The organism is Streptomyces sp. NPDC056373, assembly GCF_042262425.1.
Taxonomy (GTDB): Bacteria; Actinomycetota; Actinomycetes; order Streptomycetales; family Streptomycetaceae; genus Streptomyces.
On record NZ_JBHJPX010000002.1, the window covers coordinates 461,108 to 478,335 of the forward strand.

13 protein-coding genes are annotated in these 17,228 nt (G+C 66.4%); 6 read left to right on the top strand and 7 right to left on the bottom strand.

From position 1 onward, the window contains the following. Nucleotides 1-129: 129 nt before the first annotated feature. A complete protein-coding gene (locus ACFCXS_RS06030) occupies nucleotides 130-1,458 on the bottom strand; it encodes an HNH endonuclease (RefSeq protein ID WP_376641849.1) in 1,329 nt (442 codons plus the stop codon). 166 nt (nucleotides 1,459-1,624) lie between these two features. Here ACFCXS_RS06030 and ACFCXS_RS06035 point away from each other — a divergent pair, with 166 nt between their 5' ends. Beyond that, nucleotides 1,625-3,094: a hypothetical protein gene (locus ACFCXS_RS06035; protein WP_376641850.1), complete on the top strand. Its 1,470-nt coding sequence runs from the start codon at nucleotides 1,625-1,627 to the stop codon at nucleotides 3,092-3,094. A gap of 932 nt (nucleotides 3,095-4,026) precedes the next feature. Continuing rightward, the gene (locus ACFCXS_RS06040; protein WP_376641851.1) at nucleotides 4,027-5,613 is read left to right on the top strand and encodes a hypothetical protein; all 1,587 of its coding nucleotides are present in this window, start codon (nucleotides 4,027-4,029) and stop codon (nucleotides 5,611-5,613) included. 1,203 nt (nucleotides 5,614-6,816) lie between these two features. Here the strand turns inward: ACFCXS_RS06040 and ACFCXS_RS06045 are convergent. Beyond that, the gene (locus ACFCXS_RS06045; RefSeq protein ID WP_376641852.1) at nucleotides 6,817-7,488 is read right to left on the bottom strand and encodes a hypothetical protein; all 672 of its coding nucleotides are present in this window, start codon (nucleotides 7,486-7,488) and stop codon (nucleotides 6,817-6,819) included. A gap of 569 nt (nucleotides 7,489-8,057) precedes the next feature. Beyond that, nucleotides 8,058-8,786, bottom strand: coding sequence for an SDR family oxidoreductase (locus tag ACFCXS_RS06050; RefSeq protein ID WP_376641853.1), 729 nt, complete (start codon nucleotides 8,784-8,786; stop codon nucleotides 8,058-8,060). A 73-nt stretch (nucleotides 8,787-8,859) separates the two neighbouring features. On the opposite strand from ACFCXS_RS06050, the gene ACFCXS_RS06055 reads away from it, so the two are divergent. Next, nucleotides 8,860-9,237: a MerR family transcriptional regulator gene (locus ACFCXS_RS06055; RefSeq protein ID WP_376641854.1), complete on the top strand. Its 378-nt coding sequence runs from the start codon at nucleotides 8,860-8,862 to the stop codon at nucleotides 9,235-9,237. A gap of 358 nt (nucleotides 9,238-9,595) precedes the next feature. On the opposite strand, the gene ACFCXS_RS06060 is transcribed toward ACFCXS_RS06055, so the two are convergent. From ACFCXS_RS06060 to ACFCXS_RS06075, 4 genes are all read right to left on the bottom strand, one after another. After that, the gene (locus ACFCXS_RS06060) at nucleotides 9,596-10,150 is read right to left on the bottom strand and encodes a DinB family protein (protein ID WP_376641855.1); all 555 of its coding nucleotides are present in this window, start codon (nucleotides 10,148-10,150) and stop codon (nucleotides 9,596-9,598) included. Nucleotides 10,151-10,351: 201 nt separating this feature from the next. Then, complete coding sequence (locus tag ACFCXS_RS06065; protein ID WP_376641856.1) at nucleotides 10,352-11,347, bottom strand: polyprenyl synthetase family protein; 996 nt, start codon at nucleotides 11,345-11,347, stop codon at nucleotides 10,352-10,354. Beyond that, nucleotides 11,344-12,384 carry a terpene cyclase gene (locus ACFCXS_RS06070; protein ID WP_376641857.1) on the bottom strand — a complete coding sequence of 347 codons (1,041 nt, stop codon included), beginning with the start codon at nucleotides 12,382-12,384 and terminating at the stop codon, nucleotides 11,344-11,346. Before ACFCXS_RS06070 ends, ACFCXS_RS06065 begins: the two co-directional genes overlap by 4 nt. Beyond that, complete coding sequence (locus ACFCXS_RS06075; protein WP_376641858.1) at nucleotides 12,381-13,808, bottom strand: cytochrome P450; 1,428 nt, start codon at nucleotides 13,806-13,808, stop codon at nucleotides 12,381-12,383. Before ACFCXS_RS06075 ends, ACFCXS_RS06070 begins: the two co-directional genes overlap by 4 nt. 356 nt (nucleotides 13,809-14,164) lie before the next feature. On the opposite strand from ACFCXS_RS06075, the gene ACFCXS_RS06080 reads away from it, so the two are divergent. From ACFCXS_RS06080 to ACFCXS_RS06090, 3 genes are all read left to right on the top strand, one after another. Beyond that, nucleotides 14,165-14,905, top strand: coding sequence for a thioesterase II family protein (locus ACFCXS_RS06080; protein WP_376641859.1), 741 nt, complete (start codon nucleotides 14,165-14,167; stop codon nucleotides 14,903-14,905). Nucleotides 14,906-14,981: 76 nt separating this feature from the next. Beyond that, the gene (locus tag ACFCXS_RS06085) at nucleotides 14,982-16,433 is read left to right on the top strand and encodes a cation:proton antiporter (protein WP_376641860.1); all 1,452 of its coding nucleotides are present in this window, start codon (nucleotides 14,982-14,984) and stop codon (nucleotides 16,431-16,433) included. Between the two features lie 82 nt (nucleotides 16,434-16,515). Continuing rightward, nucleotides 16,516-17,175 (top strand): 4'-phosphopantetheinyl transferase, encoded by a 660-nt coding sequence (locus ACFCXS_RS06090; RefSeq protein WP_376641861.1) that lies wholly within the window; start codon nucleotides 16,516-16,518, stop codon nucleotides 17,173-17,175. Nucleotides 17,176-17,228 lie beyond the last annotated feature (53 nt).

Below are 17,228 nucleotides of genomic sequence, written 5' to 3' on the forward strand. Positions count from 1 at the left end.
CTGGACCGCCTCGGGGTCGATGTGCAGACCGTCGTCAGCGAAGCGGAGCAGCGGTTCCGGGAAGTGGGTGCTCGTGATGAGGGAGGGCGGGCCGGCAGAGCGAGGCGCTGGGCGGCGCTGGGCGTGCCTTCAATCCACGATCCCCCCTTCGTACCCCGCTTGTCCGTCGTGCTCGTGGTCGAGCTCACCGTCCTCGCTCAGGCTCTCTGCCTCGGCCCAGGTGAACAGGTCGTCCACGTACTCGACGTTCTTGAAGGGCATATCGTGCTCGGGAGGAATGCCCGGCCAGCGCACCTGCCCGCTGCTCAGCGACGTCGAGATGACCAGACTCTGTCCGTCACCGAAAGGGAAGCTGATCCGTGGACTGCTCTTTCCCAGGAAGTCCCGCCAGAACTGCACCTCACCGAGAAGGTCGTAGTTGAACAGCCTGGATTTCTTCCGGGTGACCTGCCGCCCGACGTGCTTGGCGTCGATGGACTCGAAGCCATCGGATGTCACTCGCAGCTCAGGTCTGATACTCAGACACCACTGGCCGTTGCCGATCAGGAAGAAGCGCAGGGACACAGCACGGTGGAGCCAGTAGTTGCGTGCTTCTCCGGTGGCCTTCTTCTTGGGCTGCCACACCACGCTCCGCTTCGCCTTGTTGGTGTTCAACGGCCGGTACACCACCGTCCGCTCGACGCCCTCTTCCTCGGGTTCGAAGTAGTAGCGGTGGTGGTCTCGATCGAGCCGTAGGCCGAGACGCCCGGTGAGCTTGTTCAGCGAGCGGTTGAGCAACGCGACGTACCACTGAAGCTTGTCGGGGTCAGCCCACCAGTCCTGGGAGTCGAACCGCTCTGTTGCGGTACGGTCCACGAACGCGGCGAAAGGGCCGCTGTCGTCCCGCAGGTTCTGGAATGCCCACAGCCGCCCCTCCCGCAGTATGAACGGCGCCATCACCCCGGTGGACGTCCCCTCCGGTCTGACATCGCTTTCCCGATCGACCAGACAGGGCGCTCCGTAGACGTGGCGTGGCATCTGTGTGACCGGCAAGACATTGCTGTGCACGGTGCTGTTGACCATGGGCGGCAGATCCGCCTTGACGTTGGGGCGCCCGCCGAGTCTGCGTTCCACCCGCTCCTCGTGGTCCTCTTTCATGGCCAGGAGCCGTTCCACCGTGTACTTGGCCACCGCTCCGTCGGAATCGATCAGCTGATGATGCTGATTGCAGAGCAAGATCAGGTTCTCGTACCGGTTGCGCTGTTCGGCCGTCAACGGCGAGTCCCCTCGGGGGCCGTTCAGGCTCTCCGCGACGATGTGCGCCATCTCGCCGAGCACTACGACAGGTTCTTCCGGCGTGCCTTCGGCCGTGAGGAGCAGCCCGCACCCGGGAAACGCGCAGATGTTGCCCGAACGCTGACTCAGCTTTCGCTGCTGCGAAACAGGTACCGCCACAAACGCCACCTCCAGATTCAGCATCCTACGGACGGCCACCGACAAAGGGCCCCGTCCGTACCTCGGCCGCGGCCTCTCCCGTTCGCCCTGAGACTGGCCACCCCGAGGCCAAGCACCCGAGCGGCTCCCGCAGGCACTGACGTGACCGGTTCTGCATCATGGTTCACCGTGCGTACTTGTATGCGCCCCCATGCCCCGAACTACCTTTCCCCGCCGACCAGGGCAGGCAGACACCGTGGGGGGATGCATGGCAAGAACCGCGCGACAGATCCTGAACGCCCTCGCGCACCAGCGGAGCGTTCACGTCCGGTCAACGGCAGAACTCGCCGCCCACGTCGACTCCGCAGCGGCGGCCATCGACAAGAAACGCCGCGAGACGGGCCAAGAAGTGGCCCGCAGGAAACCCGAGCTGCGCACCGTCACGCGGGCCGAGTGCAGCCGGCCCATCGAGCTGACACCGTGGCAGGTCCTGCACGCCCTGGCCCGCGGCTACGTGCTGGCCAGCCAGGGAATGGGACGCGGGCTCGCGGAACACTGGCTGGCCCTGAAGTACTGCGAGGCACTGCACGGAAATCGCGCCGGCTCCATGGACCTCACCGAGAAAGGCAGCAGTTCCGAACGCTGGTACAAGGCCATGCAGGCCCGGGAGCTGGCCGTCGGCTTCGGGCTCGCCGCGGCAGAGCACATCGTGCAGCAGCGACACCCCGACCACATCGTCTCCGTCGTGGACACGAGCACGGTGCTGCGAGCCGGCTGGGCCCTGGGCGGCGCCCAGCGGGACAAGGGCTCACGGCCCCGCCCGGACTACCTCATCGAGGCGTGGAAGCCCGGCGAGCCGTCGAAAGTCACATTCGTGGCCTGCCGAGGAAACCACCAGAAACCGAGCAAGCGGACCAGCCGGACCGGCAGCACCACCATCCAGCAACTGGTCAAGGGCTCCGAACTGACCGAAGGCATGCAGATCGGCCCGTGGAACAGCACTCCGTGCCTGATGCTGTCCACCGAACTCATGGGACAGGGCGGGGTCGTGGTCAACGTCCTGCAATCACCCGGCGAAGTGCTCCTCCCCCTCCGCACACCGGGTGCCCGGGGAAACGCCGATGAGGAAATCCGAGACAAGCCCGGCATCCCCTACCCCAACGCCATTCGCATACCAGCCAACGGAGCCAAAAGGGCCCGGACTGTCGACGGCTTCCAGGTGCCCGAGAACGACCTCGACTGGTTCGGCCAACTCCTGGCCCGCACAGCGGCAGCCGGCTTCACCGCATTCGCAGGCGGAGGACCGACGACTGCCCGGTACCTCACCGCGCGCCAAGGCCAAAAGCACTATGCCGCGCCCACGTTCGCCGCCACATCAAGCTTCCACGACGCAGACATCGAGGTCGGTGACAAGAAATACGTCGGAACGGACCACGTCTTCCGCATGGAGACCATGCGGATCGAGGCGTTCTCCGGCATGGTCCCGGAGCTGTACGAGCTGATCAGGGACGGCCGACTGGAAGAGTACCGGCAAGCAGCCTACGAACTCCGCTCCAAAATGCACAACTCCCAGGCAGTCGGGAAATGGAACGGTCCGATCTCGTTCCACGAAGACGGCACCGTCATGGCTCTGAGCATCCTGCCCATCCGCAGAAGGAGCACGTCAAGGAGCACCTTCTGATTCAGCCTCCCGGCACCGTTCCCGTATAACACGCGTTCCCCGGTTAGGGAAACCGGGGTTTCTCCGCACTATTGGAGATCCACCGCCACGTCCCATCCAGCACGTCGAAAGGTCGCACCCCAAGCCAATCCCACAAGTTCACACGGCAGCCGTCTGCAGGTACGACCAGGAGCGGCCACCCCCTCGCGCACACTCCGGGGGCCAGTCGACTCACCTGTGCTCTGCATACCCGAGGCTTTGATGCATCCCGGCTTCCGCTCCGAGCATGTCCGGGCGAGAAGGCTGAGCGGCGCCGCCCTCCCGACCTTGCTCGTGCCGGCCGGCACGAGCCAGCCCCTTCACCCGTCGAGTCTGCAGCCATCGCCAGAACCCACCCGGGCGCCCAGCTCGTTCGCCCCGGCCGGTCGGCCGCGTTCCCGAACCTGTGCGCGAGACAGTCACACCCGCGAGTGGACGGACTGGACCCGGCAACCATGACCACGCGACACTTCGACAACAGGGCCTCTTGCTCCTCGCTGGACTCGACATCCGCGAGCTACCAAGAGGCCCTTCTTCCATGCGTCCGCACCGGCCGACTCACCCGAACCAGGCCCCTGTTCGAACCCCGCCGACCACCCGAGCGGATAGAGAACAGCCAGTTAGGCAGCCACTTTGGGGCGAGCCTCTAAGATCATGGCCCCAACGTCGTGCTTTAACGGGCAGGTCCACAGACTGCCCGACTCGCCGGAAGCTTACGGGGCCATGATCACTCGCCCCAAAGCAGCTCCAGCCCAAAGCCGTTCCGCCAACCGCAGTGCCTCAGGCACTGCGGGCTCACTCTTCACCGATCAACAGAGGGTAACAACCCCGTTTGGACCAGCATCACCTGCGCTGCCCCTCTTCTTCCGTAACCATGGCAAAGTATTCCCGTGTCTCAGTAATGGAGTGGTCTAATGCAGGAAGAATTGGCCGTGACGCTGTTGCACCACCTGCCAGCTTGGCGCATGAGAGCCATCGAGCGAATTGAATTTTCGAGCGCACAGTGGTCAGTTAGGGAGCATGAGATTCACGTCAAACCCCTTACAGAGGTGGCCGCCAAACACCCTGGTGATACGGAATATGTGCCCGGTTTGTACACGCACCTTCTTCACCCAGACGACAAAGGGAAAGTTGAACTACTCCTTCCAATCATCGAACTCCCTAAGGTTCCACTCCTTGATCTGCATATCACGGTAAACGGGGAGCCGGTCTACCGAATTCCACTCGATATCGGGGCCAATTTGGAGGCGCAATACATCAAAATGCTAGCCATGGAAGCTGGCATCGATGTGGCCAACTTTGAAAGTGATCTCACCGATCTACTTGCCGCCATCTTTTTCTTGCCGACGAGCGAGTATGCGGCAACGTGGAAGAAGTACTGCCAGGTATCCATTGACCCTCGACAATGGATTTACCCATTCCTGAGAAGTATCGGCAAAAGAGACCCTCTCCAAAAGTATTTGACCGAGTTTCTTCCGTTTGAGCTCAAGGGGCACATTCTGGACGAATGGAGGGATACCGCTTCACATATTAAGGAATATGTCCTCCAGGAAACGATGGAGGATCATCTAAGCGGTGCGGCATATCCGTTGATCGCTCTACCTCAAATGGCTAGGGAGATGGCACGCCTGGGGAGAGGCGACGCAGACGAGGAACTCTGCAGCCAGCGACTCAAGTCCCTCTACCTGCTGCTACACGATGCCCACGCTCGAAAATGTCACGCTAGTACAGATGAATCCAAGAATCGCGCAAGGGCCGCCTCTGCATTGCTCTCAACCTATGCCGCTTTTGGGAGCCAGTGGACCGCATTTGCCCGATGTAAAATTCCGACAGCTGAGCCATTCATTATTACCGTAAAGGAGACGCGATCCATCTATTTTCAGCATAAGTGGAATAGGGAGTATAGAAACTCACGGAAATTTCCCACTGCTGAACATATCGGCAGAACGGCGTGGACGATGGTTGCGTTCGCCGACGCAGAGACGAATCATCTTAGTATCAAAGCTGCAGACACGTCCGTTCGACTGCATGACTGTGTGGCTCTGGATCAGAAGGGAGTGCCACTCGAAAAATCGGCCAGAAAAGATACGGAGGAGTTGGATGAACACGCGAAGACTTTTGAACTTTATTTGCGTCACGATTCAACTGCTGGCCGAAGGAAACGCATCTGGATTAAATGCCATCTGCGCTTGAATCGAATCCTATCTCTCTTCATCTATCTGGCCATGACGGTCACGGGAGTCGGAACTTACTTGCTAATCCGGCGAGCGATTGAAGGAAAGGTTGGCGAGGATCAGATTCATGGACTCACCGCCAAAGACGCGACCGTCATCCTTATCCCTGTGGCATTCGTGACCGCCTTCGTGCTCGCCAAAGAGAATACGACATTGGTTATGCGCCTCCGAAAGTTCCGGCAGTCCATCCTGCTAATTGAACTGTTCGTATTGCTGGGAACGGCCTTTGCTCTCTATATTCACCACGCTGTTCGAACAACACCGTGAAAGAATTCCCATTTTGGCACCGCATGCTGAACCAGCCGGCAAAGACCTACGACGAGCCGTCTGCGAGAGAGCCTGTGCAGGTCACGGCAATCACGTAGTACGAGTGACGGCAGCGCTGACGGCAACGGCGGCGCACAGCCACGGCACTGGGTGACCCGGCACGGCGCCGACCCAGGATGATCGGACCAACTCGCCAAGGCCTGCCCGCGTCTTCTAATCGCCTGGTCTCGCGGCCCAGCTCGGCGTAGGGGCACGGAGCCAACCGGGCGAACGGAGCGCCGGCCGCACGGTGTAATCCCGCCTCGGGTGCACTGGAACTACTCACGTTTCGGCTAGGCCGTCAAAGTCCAGAAGTTGCTTCAATTCCCTACACATGATTTCTTTCTGCTTCTCGGTGAAACGGTCTTCAATTAGCCATGCACGGATCTCTGTGCGCCGATAGTCGCGATGCCGGTAGCTCGCATACTCGACACCGCAGATTTCCCCATCTGCGATTCGGCGTGCCTCCAACAAAGCCTCCTCGCGCGACTTGAAACCCCCTGTGCTGGTATGCCTCGGAGTCGCCCGTTCGCGGTCCGGAGTCCCGTCGCTTGCTTGGAGCGAGGAGACGTACCAAGGGTGTGACTTGTCGGGATCGTGACGGAAAACACGCGCTATGCGAAAGCCATCCTTAGACCAGACCGACTCCGGGTCATTACGGAACTCGGTGAGCAGATCCTCTGGCAGGTCTGTAACTCTATGCTCACACGTGTTGAACATATTTATATTCATAGTTCCCCCCTCAGCGGCATGCGGTGTAACCGCCGCCACCACGACATGAGAAAGTCACGCAAGCTTGCAGCTCTCCACGATCTGCCCTGCGGGCATACCCAGGACGGGAGCAAGCACAGCACACCAGAACATAGCGGAGGGCAGCGGTTGGTGGAGGCTGGACCCAAAAGCCGACAGGTAGTCGAACCCTTGCAACTCGATCTCTTGACGATGTCGCCGGGCTAGCGCGCGTGCCTTCCAAACCAGAGGTTGGAGTGAGGGCCGCCGAGCCGCTCTGCCCGTGCCCGCCGAACCTCAATGGCCCCCCATGCCAGACGCTGCGGGGAACCACGGGGAGCACCGGGAAATCAACGGATCGCCCACCATGCGGCCACATGCTTCCGTCGCAGGTCAGCACCCGCAGCGAGCCGAAATCACCTTAGCTTCCCAAGCTCAGGTCTCGTCTACGCGACCGTTCAGATGGAAGAGGAGCCACTCAAGCCAGTCCGGTGTGACACCAAGAGACGAGGCCCAGCCGTGCATGGCACTGACGTAGGTGGCATACCGGGTGGGCCAGTGGTGGGTGCTGGCCGCCTTGCAACTGGACCACCCGAGGGCGTTCAGCGAGCGAAAGACCCGGTCGTCCAGGATCAAGGCTCGATCCCATGTGGTTTCACGGTCGTCTACGGCCGCGAACCACTTGGTGAAGAAGGACCGCCCCACTCCCTTAAGGACAAACTGACGGTAGGCCCCGCTCAGGTCTCCGCCTCGGACCGCTTCGCGTGTGGCCAGGAGGACTCTTGGCAGACGGGGGTCGGACAGGGCCGCTTCGGTGTACCGCGGTCCACGTCCGTTGGTGGTACCTGAGCCCCAGATCATGACAGCCACGAACAGGTCACGCAGACCGTTGGGGTCGTCACCAACTTGGTCACGGAGACGAGCCAAGTCGCCCCGCTCGATGAGACGGTCACCGCCCTGCCCGCTCGCAGATTCGACACCGATATCAAGTACATGCGCCGCCCCGTGCGGCGCCAACCGCGGGTGCCACGTTCCTGGACGGAAGCGCACGGGCTTCTGTACGCATTCGCCGTAGCGGACAACGAGCCTCTGAAGCTGCTCCACCATGCCCCCCCCCTGGCCATGACGGCGGCGTGCCGTGGGCCGTAGCGTATGGGAAGCCGACCATGAACGCAGGTGAACGACCTCATATACGGCCTGGGCACCAACACTGAAGGCCTGCACGTGCGACGTGCTGTACCGACTCGCGCGCTCATGGAGCTTTCACACCGCTGACTATGCGCCCTACCCAGTGCTTGCACGCTGCTGCACGCTGAGTGCCGGCCGAGTCTTCGAGCGGACTACCGGGGGGGCGAACGGTGGGCGAGTGGAAGCAAGGCAAGTGCGGCTGGCCGACGACGGCTGGAAGGCGTTGCCAGAACAAGACGCTGAAGGGCACCTCACGCTGCTACCTACACCAAGGTGACTGGACGAAGCGTGGCCAGGCCGAACTGAAAAGGAGGGTGAGCAAGCGTCGCAAAAAGTAGGGCACGGTGAGGGATGAGTGTCTAACTGCGTGACAACACCCCGCCCCCACCGGACTGATCGCCCTCACCTGCAACGAAATGCAGCGACTCTTCGCTCGACCGAGCTCAGAAGCAACCGACCGAAGGCAGTGCGCACCCCGAGGGGGCCCCTCATGCCGCTGTCAGCGCCGCCAGGGCTCGGCCCATCGCGGCGTTGAATTCTTCCGGCGTCAGCGGCAGCCGGGACTTGACGTCCCGACTCCACTGGTCGGCGAGGACCTCGGCCGAGTTCGCCTCGACACCGTCGAGCGCCGCGTCGGCCAGGTCCGACGGCGCCATCTTGGCCACGGGCCAGCCCGCGGCCATGTCGGTGTCGGCCAGGCCGAGGTGCACCGCCGTCACGAGTGTGCCCTGCTCGGCGAGTTCCAGGCGGACGCCGTTGGTCATGGCCCAGGCGGCGGCCTTGGTCAGGTGGTAGGCATTGGCGCCCCTGCCCCCGAACCACGACATGGCGGAGAGGACGTTGACGATCGCGCCCCCGCCGTTCCTGGCGAGCGCCGGCGCGAACTCCCGGATCATTCCCAGGTGGCCGAACATGTTGGTCTCCAGCTCGTGCCGCACCGCGTCCAGCGAACCGGTCACCAGGTCGGTCCCCGTACTGATTCCCGCGTTGTTGATGAGCAGCGAGACGTCCGGGGCGGCCTCGGCCGCGGCCCTCACGGATGCGGGATCGGCGATGTCGAGGGGCAGCACCTCGACACCGGGCAGGTCCACGGTCTCGGGCCGGCGAGCCGTCGCGTAGACCTTGCGGGCGCCCCGTTCGAGCAGGCGCTGGGCGAAGGCGCGGCCCAGGCCGCGGTTGGCTCCGGTGACAAGGGCAACTGAGTTGGTGATGTCCATGCCCGTACGCTAAAACCTGACGCCAACGTCAGAGGCAAGCGCTGATCATCAGGGCCGGGGGAGAGGAATCGCCATGACCGTCACGGAAGCCGCGGGCGAGCGGATGATCCGCATCGGCGAGGTGGCGCGGGGTGCCGGAGTATCGGTGCGCGCCGTGCGCTACTACGAGCAGCAGGGGCTGCTCATCGCCGAGCGCAGCCCGTCCGGCCAGCGCCTGTACCGGCAGGATGCCGTCACCCTGGTCCGCTTCTTCCAGCAGATGTTCGCCGCCGGCCTGACCAGCCGAAGGATCACGGAGCTCCTTCCGTGCTGGGACTCCGGGCACACCGACGCCGGGCAACGAGCCATGCTGCGCGCCGAGCGGGACCGCATCCAGGCCAAGGTCGACGACTTGCAAGCTGCCCTGGACCGCCTCGACGAGGTCATCGCGATCACGGACACGCACCCGTAGGCGCGGTCGGTCGGGCGTCGCACCAGCGATCTAGGGCTGGAGTACTGAGCGCCTGATCGCATGTGGCATGTGGCATGTGGCATGTGGCATGTGGCATGTGGCTGAGTGTCTTGCTGCGTGGCCACGTCCACGGGCAGCGCCGGACAACCGCATACGCCTGCGGACCATCGCAGCGGGTGAGAACCGTACGCCCCCAAGGCCGGGGCTCAGTCACGTTGCTTCGGGACGAAGAGGTCCGGCTCACAAGCATTTGGGTACGCCCTCGGGACAAGGAAAAAGCAGTTCGCTGACTCCCACCCTCGCTCGGTGTCCGGTCGTGCTCGCGGCGGCGAGCTCCTCGCCATCCGGCAGGTCCGCCCTACAGCCCCGTCGCTCCGTCGAGGCGTTCGCGGAGCAGGTCGGCGTGGCCGTTGTGGCGGGCGTATTCGCCGATCATGTGGGAGAGGATGGCCCGGACCGAGACGGGGTCTCCGGTCAGTTTGTGAGGCACGGTCCGGTCCAGGGACGGCTCGGCGGTGACGATCTCGCGGGAGCGGGCGCACTCCGCCCGCCATGCCGCGAAGGCCTCCTCGGTGTTGCCGTCCACGCAGCGGAAGTCCCGTCCGGGGTCTTGGGGCGAGTGGTGCAGGAGCGGAACGTCCTCCTGTGCCCACTGGATGCGAAACCACCAGCGCTCCACGTCGGCCAAGTGGCGGAGCAGACCGTGCAGGCTCAGTTCCGAAGGTGCGACGCTCCTCTCGGACAGTCGTTCATGGGCGATGCCCGAACACTTGAGCTCGAACGTCGTCCGATGCCAGTCCAGTTGGGCCGTCAGGACTTGACGTTCGTCGCCGTGCAGGGAGGGCAGCGGGCGTTCGCCCCCCTCCCACAGCCGGGGAAGGTTCGGGGCGGGGATCTCCGGTTTTTCAGACACCTCAGTCACATCACGACACTCGCAGAGACCGCTGACACCGCGATGACAGCTCCCCCGGCCGGGCGTCGCCGGGATCGGCGACGGGGCCGGCCGTGTCGGACGGGGCCGGCCGTGTCGGACCGCACCGTCCGGCGTCGGGCGCCGAGTCAGTGGCTGCGTGTCGTCAGTGGCTGCGTGTCGTCAGCGCCGCCGTGAGCTCGCTCAGGCCGCGGCGGGCGTGGGATCGAGGTCCAGCGGGTCGAGAAGGTCCCAGGCCGCCGAGATCCGGCGGTCGGCCTCCGCCCGGGCCCACTCCCGGCCCCCGGCGGCCTCGATGAGCTCGGCCATGACCATCACCTGGGTGTCGGTGAGGTCACCGGGCATCGCGTAGAAGCGGGCGAGCCGGGCCGACTCCGCCGTGCCTGCCCGCAGCGCCGCCACCACCGGCGCGCTCTTCTTGCGGGCTCGCAGATCGCTTCCGGCGGGTTTGCCCGTCACCACTGGGTCGCCCCAGATGCCCAGGTCGTCGTCGACCAGCTGGAAGGCCACCCCGATGTACATGCCGAAGCGGCCGAAGCGGTCCGTCCAGTCCGGGGGTGCGGACGCGTGCCGGGAGCCCATGCGGCAGGCGCACGCCAGCAGCGCCCCGGTCTTCCCGCCGAGCATGGCCAGGGAGTCCTCGATGCCGATCCCCTGCTCGTGTTCGAAGCGCAGATCCTGTTCCTGACCGATCGCCAGGTGGCGCAGGGTCCGGGCGAGGTCGGCGACCGCCGAGGCGGTCGCGGGGTGCCGGTGGCTGCCGAGCACCTCGAAGCCGAGGGCGATGAGCGCGTCACCGGCGAGCAGGGCCAGCGGTACCCCGAACCGGGCCCAGACCGTCGGCCGGTGCCGTCGTGCCCGGTCGCCGTCCATGATGTCGTCGTGGATCAGGGAGGCGTTGTGCAGGAGCTCGATCGCCGAAGCGGCGGGCAGCACGTCGTCGGGCGTACCGCCTGCCGCGTCGGAGCACAGCAGGGAGAAGGCCGGGCGGACGAGTTTCCCGCCGTTGCCGTGGACCGGGGTGCCGTCCGCGTCGCACAGGCCCAGCTGGTAGCCGCAGATCCGGCTGAGCTCGTCGCCCAGAGTCGCGATCTGCTCCCGCAGCAGCGGGGGGAGGAGGGACCGTGCCTGGGCGACTCCCGCTTCGAGAACGGGTGTGAGGGCCGGTGTCGTCGTCATGGCCGCTCTCCCGAACCGCCCGGGGACCCGTCCACCAGGGCGAGTTCCAGATAGTCGACCGTCTCCGGGCCGGCGTCCGCCGCGTCGCGGTAGCGCCGGGTTCTCGCGGACCAGTCGAAGTTCCCGCGCATCCAGGAGCGCATTCCGGCGAAGTACGGCTCGAGCAGGTCGGTGTGCCCGGGCAGGCAGCGCAGCGCCTCCGCCTCCCACCTCCCGAACGATTCGACCTCGTCGGTGATCAGGCCGGTCACCCGGTCGATCGCCTGGGCGGTGGTCAGCGCGTGGGCGTGCTGCACGACGGTGACGAGGTTGTGGTACTCGCCGAGCGCGGTCTCCTTGTCCAGCGAGTACACGTCGTTGGTCCAGCAGACCACGTCGCAGGCCGCGCGCAACGCCCGGGCGAACGGCTCACTGTCGTACACGTCCGCGGGCAGGTCGATCCGCTCGACGACCTCGATCAGGTCCATGCACACGTAGATCGCTCCCGTGTGCCGGCGGTTCTCCACGTAGGAGGGGACGTCGGGGATCGCACCCCGCGCCCGGTTGTCCGCCTCCCAGCGGGCCGCGAGACCCCCGGCGATGACGTGTTCGACGAACCGGGCGCGCCACCGGGGCGACGCCTCGGTCCGGTGCCACAGGTCGGCGAGTGAGGTGACGATGGACGGTGCCCGTGCGGGTGGGGCGTTGCCGTCGCCGGCGAGGACATCGAAGATCTGGGTCATCAGTTCGCCGGTCCTGTGCGGGTCCTTGCCGAGGGCCCCGTCGTCGAGCTGGTCGTCCAGGAGGAAGAGCCACGCGAACCAGTCGGCGATCAGGCACAGGCCCCGCTCGTCGGCCGTGGGGTAGGTGGCCGCGGCGAACGTGCCGAAGTCGGCCCGGTCGAACCGTTCCCTCGCCGTTGTGGTGCCGATCAGGCCGTGCCGCTCCGTCCATGCGCGCAGGTGTGAGACGGCGGCGTCCGCGTGCGGGTTCAGTTGGGGCGGCAGGTCGCGGAACGCGCGGTGCAGTCCCTCCGGGGCCTCCGTTGCGGCGCTCATCGGCGTTCCAGGCGCAGCAGCACGTCGTGCTTCGGCCGCAGCGTCACCAACTGCTCCATACCCACCGGCGGATGTCCTTCCGGCAGCCGCAGACGGTACTTCTGCACGATCATGGCGGCGATGATGACGAGTTCGGTCAGGGCGAAGTGCTTGCCGATGCAGATGCGCGGGCCGGCGCCGAACGGCATGTACGCGCTCTTCGGCCGCCCGGCCACGGCCTCGGGTGTGAAGCGCTCAGGGTCGAACCGTTCCGGATCCGGCCAGAACTCCCGGTGGCGGTGCATGGTGTAGAAGTTGATGTAGATCCCGCTGTTCGGCTCGATGGCGAAGTCGCCCATGGTGTCCGGCCCCACGGCTCGGCGCATGGTCTGCCAGGCCGGGCCGCGCAGCCGCAGCGTCTCGTCGAGGACCATGCGCGTGTACTTCAGCCGCGCCACGGCGGCGAAGTCCGGCTTCCCTCCGTCCAGTACCTCCGCCACCTCGTCGTGCATGCGCTCCTGGATCTCGGGATGCTGCGCGATCAGGTAGAGCAGGAAGGACGCGGCGCCGGTGGTGGTCTCGTAGCCGCCGACCATGATGTTGACGACCTCGTGCTGCAGCTGCACCTTGTCCATGTGCCGGCCGGTGTCCTCGTCGACGGCGTCGGCGAGGATGCCGAGCAGGTTGAGGCTGGTGTCGCCGCGGACCTCGCGCTGCTCGATCATGTCGGCCACGAAGTTGTGCAGGTTCTCGATCAGTCTGCGCAGCCGGAGGTGGCTCGGGGTCGGCCAGTGCAGCGGTGGGAAGGGGAAACGGAAGAAGTCCCCCATGATGTGGTTCGCGTAGATGAAGTCCTGCTCGATGGCCTCGGTGGTGGGGCCCACATCGGCGCCGAAGAGGTTCCGCGTGACGATGCGCAGTGCGGTGTGGCCGACGTCCGGCACGACGGGCACCACGTCGCCGTCCTGGTAGCGCTGCTCCCACCTCCGCAGCATGGCGTCGGTCTCGTCGCTCATCGTGTCGGCGAAGGCCGCGATCTTCGGCCGGTGGAACGACGGTTGCATGAGGCGGCGCTGACGGTGCCAGGACTCGCCGCCCACCGCGCCGATCAGTCCGTTGCGCAGGACCGGACGCACCGTCCGGTACAGGAAGTTCTCCTTGTCGTAGTTCTCCCTGTTCTCGATGAGGACGCGCTGGACGTGGTCGGGGTGGTTGAGCATGACCAGCGAATTGCCGAGCAGACGCAGCCGGAAGACGTCGCCGTGCTTGTGGATCGCCCGGTTGAGGAACGCCACCTGGTCCTTGCGTATCGCGCGCAGCCCGGCCAGCTGGTCCCGCAGACCGAGGCCGGGGACGGCTCGCGTGCCGCTCCCCGCTGCGGGGGCGCCGGTGCGGCCCGGTGCGCCTGTGCCGGCGGGCCGGGTCGAGCTGGAAGATGCGGGCATGCGTCTCCTCGGTGTCCTCATCGGGGGTGCGACCGCGAGATCGGTCGTGGGCCGTTGTCGTCCGCCGCTCATGCTGCGCCGGGGCGCTGACGGATGGCTGATACGGCGGTCCGGGGTGCTGAACGGCCGGGGATACGGCGGTCCGGAGGCGGGGGTGACAGGCCGCGGATACGACGGTCCGGAGGGAGGGCTGACTGGCCGGCCACCGTCGAGCGGTGCCCGGCGCGCCGGGCGCTGGAACGGGGTCCCCGAAGTGGAATCGGTGTCAGCCGGTTGTCAGTGGCGGGCTGTTGCAATGGAGCCGGATCCGCACGGGTGCCGAACACGGTCGGCAGGCGGCGAGCAGGAGGCTCTTGATGTCCTGGACAGAATGCAGCGAACCCCGGCCGTTCGCCGCGAAGCGGCTGGTCTGCTTCCCGCATGCCGGCGGGTCGTCGTACTTCTTCCGGGACTGGCGCAAAGGGCTGCCGGAGTTCGAGGTGCACGCGGTCTGCTATCCGGGCCGGGCGGACCGGTTCGGGGAACCGACGGCCACCGACCTGGTGGCGATGGCGGGTGAGATCGCCGAGGCCGTCAGACCACTGATGGACCGGCCCACGGTGCTGTTCGGACACAGCATGGGCGCGGTGGTGGCGTACGAGACCGCCAGGGCCCTGGAGGCCGAAGGCGCCCGGCCGGCTCACCTGTTCGTGTCGGGTGCCGCCGCGAGCAGTCTGGCCCGCTCCGAGGCCCGGGCGGCCGGGGCGAGCGAGGAGAGCGTCATCGCCGCGCTCACGGCCCTGGGCGGCACCGATGCCGAACTGCTGGATCAACCGATGTTCCGTGAGCTGATCCTGCCCTACATCCAGGCCGATTTCCGGTTGCTCGGCAGCTATGAACACCGCCCCGGTGCGCTGCTCGGCTGTCCCGTCACGGCCGTGGCGGGGGCGGAGGACCGCCGCGTGACCACGGAGCAGGCGGCGCAATGGGCGAGCCTGACCGAGGGGACGTTCCGTCAGTGGACGGTGCCCGGCGGACATTTCTATCTGACGGACGCGCCACCGTACGAGCTGGTACGGGAGGCGCACATCGCGCCGGATGAGACGCGAAGCCGGTAGGCGCGGCCGGCAGACCGACGACGGCTGCCCGTGACCCGGCCGGCCGCGTTCCACACTCGATCACTGGGGGACGTACGTGCAGGCGAGAAATGGCCGATGGCCGGCCGCGGCCGTGATGGTCGTGGTGCCTCTGGCGGTGATCGTGTGGGCCGCGCTGGCGGTCGTCACGGCGAAGCCGCCGGGCCGGGAGGCGTTGCACGAGACGGCCCGGCTCGACAAGGGTGGGCACTTCTTCCTCGCGGTCGCGGCCATCCTGCTCGCTGCCGTGGTGGGCGGCCGGCTGGCCGAACGGCTCGGACAGCCGCGGGTGATCGGCGAGATCTGTGTGGGACTGGCCATGGGGCCGACGTTGCTGGGGCGGTTCGCGCCGGAGGCGAAGGACTGGCTGTTCCCCACCGAGACGCTGCCCATGCTGGACGGCCTGGCTCAAGTCGGTCTGGTCTTCTTCATGTTCGGTGTGGGGCGAGAACTGGCCGGGATGCCGCTGCGGGGCGTAGGACCGCAGATGCTGTTCGTGAGCCAGGCCTCCCTGCTGATTCCGTTCGCGGCCGGCACCGTCGCGGCTGTGGCCCTCGTGGACGACTTCACGGGCCCGGCGGGTGACCCGACGGCCTTCGTGCTGTTCGTCGGGTGCGCGCTGAGCGTGACGGCGCTGCCCGTGCTGGCCCGCATCCTCACCGACCTGCGGCTCACCCACACGCGTCAGGGGCAGTTGAGCCTGTTCGCCTCCGCACTCGGGGACGGCGCGGTGTGGCTGGTGCTCACCGCGATCCTTGCGGTCGTGCATGGGGGCAGCCCCGCGGGTGTGCTGTGGAACGGTCTGTTCGTCGTCGCGCTCACGGTCGTCTTCCTCGGCCCGCTGCGCAGTGGGCTGGCCCGCTGGAGCCGCTCCCGGGCAGCCTCCGGTGAGCCCGCCGGCGGGGATGCCACGATCATGGTCGTGCTGGCGGGCGGTGTCGCCGCGACGGCCACCCTCACCTCGCTCGTCGGCGTGCACCAGTTGATCGGGGCGCTGCTGGCGGGGCTGGCCTGGCCGTCGGGCAACGCCCGCCTGGCCCGGGTGGCGGAGCGACTGGCCGGCACGTCCAGGACCGTGTTGCTGCCGTTCTTCTTCTTCGGGTTCGGGCTCACCATCGATCTCGGGTCGCTGCGCTTCGACGAGGCCTCCGTGCTGGCCCTGACCACCCTGCTCTTCCTGGCCGTCGCCACCAAGGTGTGCGGGCCGGCGCTGTCCGGTGTGCTCACCGGAATGCGGCCGCGGCCGGCGCTCATCCTGGGCGTGCTGCTCAACACCCGTGGCCTGACCGAACTCGTCATCCTGCAGATCGGTTACCAGGCAGGTGTCATCGACGAGCGGTTGCTCGCCATCCTCACCGTCGTCGCGCTCGCCACGACGATCGTCACGCGGCCCCTGCTGCGGCTGCTCGGGCCGGACGCCCTCGAGCCCGCACCCGTGCCCCTCCCTGACGAGCATGCCGGCGCGGGCGGGGCGCGAAGCGTGCCGAAGCGCTCCTCACTGTCCCGGTAGCACCCCTGCGTCACTGTCCCGGTAGTCCCGGTAGAACCCCTGCACCACTGTCCCGGTAGAACCCCTGCAACAGGCGGCTCGCATGATCGACGAGATACTTCCCGCGGCCGTGACGAGCGGCGAGTCCTTCTGGGACGCCGCGGACGCGTGGCTGTTCCCCGAGGAGGAGACCGCGCTGGGAGAGGTCGGCGGGGCGCGCCGCCGGGAGTACACGACGGTGCGTCACTGCGCACGGCGGGCGCTGGGCGGACTGGGGTTCGCACCGGCACCGCTGCCGCCGGGCGCGGGCGGCGCCCCCCGGTGGCCCGACGGAGTCGTCGGCAGCATGACCCACTGCGCGGGGTACCGGGCCGCGGTCGCGGCGCGCCGGTCCGACGTACGCACCCTCGGCATCGACGCCGAGCCCCATGCCCCGCTGCCCGAGGGCGTGCTGGAGTTCATCGCGCTGCCGGAGGAGCTCGCACGCGTCGGACGGCTGGCTCGCCGCTTTCCCGAAGTCCATTGGGACCGGTTGCTGTTCTGTGCCAAGGAAGCCGTGTACAAGGCCTGGTTCCCCGCGACGCACGTCTGGCTCGGCTTCGACGGGGCGGTGATCTCGCCGGAGTCCGACGGCACCTTCCATGCTCGCGTCCTCGCGTCGGTGCCCGCTCAACAGAGTTCTGCCGAAAGGGAGTTCGCCGGCCGGTGGCTCGTGCGGGACGGCCTCGTGCTGGCCTGCGCGCTGTCTCCCGGCCATGTTTGACTGCTCTTCTGGCATGTGTAAGATTTGACTTACACATACAGTCCGTTGCGCTG